The organism is Neobacillus bataviensis (assembly GCF_019969725.1).
In genome coordinates this window covers 1-296 of record NZ_JAHXYW010000072.1, presented here as the reverse complement: position 1 = coordinate 296, position 296 = coordinate 1, and the positions used below count along the sequence as shown (strand labels likewise).

General features: G+C 47.6%; 1 rRNA gene. It reads right to left on the bottom strand.

Annotated features, from left to right (window positions below):
* Positions 1–178: 178 nt before the first annotated feature.
* A 16S ribosomal RNA gene (locus LC455_RS31205) occupies positions 179–296 on the bottom strand; the annotation flags it as partial.

Sequence of the window (296 nt, the reverse complement as noted above, 5' to 3'; positions counted from 1 at the left end):
GGCCTAAATGGACTCGAACCATCGACCTCACGCTTATCAGGCGTGCGCTCTAACCAGCTGAGCTATAGGCCCTCATAACGAAAGTTATGAAATTAAGTGAAAGAATCAATCTTTCAAAACTAAACAAACAAGAAACAGTCAACTTATTATCTGTCACTCGGGACAGCATTATCCTTAGAAAGGAGGTGATCCAGCCGCACCTTCCGATACGGCTACCTTGTTACGACTTCACCCCAATCATCTGTCCCACCTTAGGCGGCTGGCTCCTTACGGTTACCCCACCGACTTCGGGTGTT